3 protein-coding genes and 1 riboswitch are annotated in these 3817 nt (G+C 76.5%); of the genes, 1 reads left to right on the forward strand and 2 read right to left on the reverse strand.

The genetic code is table 11. The annotated features are described in order from the left end of the window. Positions 1–179: 179 nt before the first annotated feature. A riboswitch (cobalamin riboswitch) is annotated at positions 180–356 on the reverse strand. 562 nt (positions 357–918) lie between these two features. Together DKT69_RS07125 and DKT69_RS07130 are read right to left on the reverse strand one after the other, a co-directional pair. Further along, positions 919–1257, reverse strand: coding sequence for a hypothetical protein (locus tag DKT69_RS07125; RefSeq protein ID WP_109800780.1), 339 nt, complete (start codon positions 1255–1257; stop codon positions 919–921). Positions 1258–1423: 166 nt separating this feature from the next. Continuing rightward, on the reverse strand, positions 1424–2641 hold the full coding sequence (locus DKT69_RS07130; RefSeq protein WP_109800781.1) for an MFS transporter: 1218 nt from the start codon (positions 2639–2641) through the stop codon (positions 1424–1426). Positions 2642–2807: 166 nt separating this feature from the next. Here DKT69_RS07130 and DKT69_RS07135 point away from each other — a divergent pair, with 166 nt between their 5' ends. After that, complete coding sequence (locus tag DKT69_RS07135) at positions 2808–3797, forward strand: LacI family DNA-binding transcriptional regulator (RefSeq protein ID WP_109800782.1); 990 nt, start codon at positions 2808–2810, stop codon at positions 3795–3797. Positions 3798–3817 lie beyond the last annotated feature (20 nt).

The following is a 3817-nucleotide window of genomic DNA, read 5'->3' on the forward strand; positions in this document are numbered from 1 at the left end:
CCCCCCTCGGGAGTCACGGCCGTGTGTCTGCGGTTGGAGGGCCGGGCGCACGGGGGGGCGACCGGAACGCGGTGCGGGGTGATCGGTCGTCGGCGCGTCGGTGCGCGCCGGCCGGATGCGACGATCATCGTCGATGGCGGAGCAGCCGTGCATCGGGTCCTCCTCGGGTGTCCACGCCCTGGGGTCAACTCCCGACGGCCGAAGTATCCTGGCTTCCGGATCGACGCTCACCCCCGGCCTTCCAACCGCAGACACACGGCCGTGACTCACGAGGGGGGATCGCTCCCCGGTGACAGTGGCGGGACCGCGCCGGAATCGCACCGGCTTCCTTCACTGCCGTCAGGCCGCGAATGCTGCCACACCGGCCCGCCGCGGGTCAACGGCGGGCACCTGGCTGCCCGCACCGCCACCGGCGGGCACGGACGTCAATTGCGCCGCCGACCGGACGCCACCACTCGCAATGACCACGGTCCATGCGCGAGGGTTGGACTTCCGGCCCCGCCGTACATCTGGGCCGCACCATTTCCCACCCATGGCCGTCCGGTCCGCCGACGACCCGTTCGCCCTGACGGGACCACTGCGGCCGCGCGGACGGGCTGGTGTCCCGGTCGGCATTCGACCGCCGTCCAGCGCTCAGTGCGGAATTGCCACCATCGACGCCGTCACGCTCCGACATGTCGCCGGCCGTGCCGGCTTCCCCGGGCGATCCCGACCGGGCAACGTGCGGCCCGGCGCGGCGGTCATCGGCGACGACGGCGGAAGTGTGATCGTCGACGCGGGGGGAGCCCGGCGCCCGCCCGGGAGATCCAGGGCCTGTCGCGCGCGGCCGACCTCCCCGCCGCCTCTCCGGCCACAGCGGGTGACCCGAGCCGGGGCGCAGGCAGTGCTGGCCGGCTGATCCGCCCGGGTGGCGGCCGGTCAGCGGGCGCGGCGCTCCGGGTGGGCCCGGTTCCAGGCCCGCATCCGCTCCGGGTACCCGGTGCGGGCCGCCTCGTACAGCGGGATGGCGTGCTTCTGGGCGATCTTCCCGGCGGCGCGCGGCGAGCCGGTCCGGCGGCGGATCCACTCGCCGTCGTGGGCGATCGCGACCACCGTGGTGTCGGTCGCCGTGGTCTCCGGCTCCAGGTAGAACTCCACGCCCTGCCGGCTGGTCACGAACGCCTCCAGCGCGGCCAGGTCCTCCCCGGTCGCCTCGCGGTCGAGCTTCGTCGGGGTCGTCCGGTCGACGGCCCGGGGCCGTCGGCTGAACCAGCTCATCTCCGGCTCCTCTCCTCGGCGTCCCTCCAGTGGAGCACCGGTTCCTGAGAACCGGCTGCGAGCCGGGTGGGAGTCCGCCGTGACTCGGCCCAGGTCGGCGATATGGCGGTATCCCGCCCGGGTGGTTACCGCCAGATCGCCGATCCGGCGTCCCAGCCCGGACCGGTCAGCGGGCCGGTGGGCGCAGCACCGGGACCAGGGCGAGGGTGGGCAGCAGCAGGATCGGCACGACGAGCAGGGCGCGCAGCGTGCCGACGTGGTCGCCGAGCAGGCCGAGCAGCGGCGGCCCGCCCAGGAACGCGGTGTAGCCGATCACCGCGACCACGCTGACCCGGGCGGGCGCCCGGTCCTCGTCGTCGGCGGCGGCGCTCATCCCGACCGGGAAGCCGAGCGAGGCGCCGAGCCCCCAGAGGGCGACGCCGGCGACCGCCAGCGGGCCGGAGCCGGCCAGCACCGCCAGGGTGGCCCCGGCGGTGGCGAGGCCGATGGTGCCGAGCAGCACCGGCACCCGTCCCCAGCGGTCGATGGCCACGGTGCCGGCGGTCCGGCCGAGCGTCATGCCGACCACGAAGACGCCGAAGACGGCGGCGCCGACCGCCTCGCTGACCCCGTACCCGTCGACGAAGGCGACCGCCAGCCAGTCGTTCGCGCTGCCCTCGGTGAACGCCATCACCAGCACCAGCAGGCCGACGAGCAGGGTCCGCGGCTCCCGCCAGGCGGCCAGCAGCGCCCGCCGCCGGGCCGCCGGCTGGGCCGGGCCGTCGGCCTCCGCGGCGGCCGGCAGGAAGGACCGGGCGCCGAGCAGCGTGCCGACCAGCACCACCATCGCCAGCACGGTCAGGTGCACCCCCACCGGTACGCCCACCCGGGCCGCCCCGGCGCCGATGCCCGCGCCGGCCACCGAGCCGAGGCTCCATGCGGCGTGGAACCGGGGCAGGATGGTCCGGCCCAGCCGCTTCTCCACGGCCGCGCCCTCGATGTTCATCGCCACATCGCAGGCGCCGGAGCCGTAGCCGAAGGCGAACAGCCCGACGGCGACGCCGGACAGCGAGCCGGCGAGCCCGGCGGAGAGCCCGACCACCGTCATGCCGGCGGCGACCAGGAGGGTCGACGTGACGACCGTCCGGGCCGGCCCGAGACGCTGGGTGAGCAGGCCGGCGGTCGGCATCGCCAGCAGCGCGCCGACCGACATCGCGAGCAGCAGCAGGCCCAGCCGGCCGGCGCTCAGTTCGAGGGACTCCTTCGCCGCGGGGACGCGGGAGAACCAGGTGGCCACCGCCAGCCCGTTGAGGGCGAACACGACCGCCACCCCGGTACGGGCGGCCAGGACCGGCCGCGGTACCGCCTGCCGGTCGGCGGTCGGTGTGTCGGTGGTGCTGCTCACAGCGCTGTCTTCCTCTCCCCTGACGGACTGCCCCGCCGACGATCGCACACCTGAGAGCGCTACCACCACAAGCCGGATCCACCCCTTACCGGCGACCGCCCGGAACCGGCATGATGCCGGTGTGGGCCGGGCGCGGGGGCACGGCCCGGACGGGTGGAGGGACGACATGAGCACGCCGACGACACGCCCGGCCACCCTCGACGACGTCGCCCGGGCCGCCGGGGTGTCCCGGTCGACCGCCTCCCGGGTGATCGCCGGCACCGGGTTCGCCTCGCCCGCCGCCCGGGACCGGGTCGCCGCCGCCGCCGACCGGCTCGGCTACGTGCCGAACCAGGCGGCCCGCGCCCTGGTGCGCGGGGCCGGGGTCCGGCTGGTGGTCGCCGTGTCCGGCGCCGACGCCACGGTCCTCGACGACCCGTACGTGGACCGGGTGGTGGGCGCCGCCGCGCAGGTCTGCGCGCCGCACGGGGTCGGGGTCGCCCTGGAGTGGCTGTCCCTGCGCGCGCCCGCCGGCCTGCGCCGGCTCGGCGAGGACCGGAGCGTCTGCGGGGTGGTGCTGGTCAACACCACGGAACCGGTGCTGGCCGCCGTGCCGACCGGCCTGCGCGGCCGGGTCGCCTCGATCGGCATCGGCTCGGCGGCCGTGCCCTCCTTCGACGTGGACAACGCCGCGGGCGCCGGAGCGGTGCTCCGCCACCTGTACGACTCGGGCCGCCGCCGGATCGCCATGGTCACCGGACCCCGCTGGCTGTCCTGCGCGGGGCGGTCGGTGACCGCGTACCGGGCGCTGATGCGCGCGGCCGACCTGCCGGTGCGGCTGGTGGCCGGCGACTTCAGCGCCGCCCGAGGCGGCCGGGCGGCGCTGGAGGCCGTCACCCGGTGGCCGGACACCGACGCGATCTTCGCGGCCAGCGACGCCACCGCGCTCGGGGTGATCTCCGCGCTGCGGGGGCGCGGGATCGGGGTGCCCGGCGACGTGGCGGTGGCCGGGTTCGACGACATCCCGTACGCGGCGGTCAGCACGCCCGCCCTCACCACCGCCACCCACCCGGTCCGGCGGATCGCCACGGCGGCGGCCACCGCGGTGCTGGACGGCCGTCGGGTGCCGCCGGTCACCGCGTTCCCGTCGACGCTGGTGGCCCGCGAGAGCGCCTGACCGGCCGCGCACCCGGCCCG

It is taken from the genome of Micromonospora sicca (genome assembly GCF_003172935.1).
GTDB lineage: Bacteria > Actinomycetota > Actinomycetes > Mycobacteriales > Micromonosporaceae > Micromonospora > Micromonospora sicca.

What these genes read in the sequence shown, in the direction of transcription:
- DKT69_RS07125 (WP_109800780.1), bottom strand. Translation starts at nt 1,257, where the DNA reads ATGAGCTGGTTCAGCCGACGGCCCCGGGCCGTCGACCGGACGACCCCG.
- DKT69_RS07135 (WP_109800782.1), top strand. Translation starts at nt 2,808, where the DNA reads ATGAGCACGCCGACGACACGCCCGGCCACCCTCGACGACGTCGCCCGG.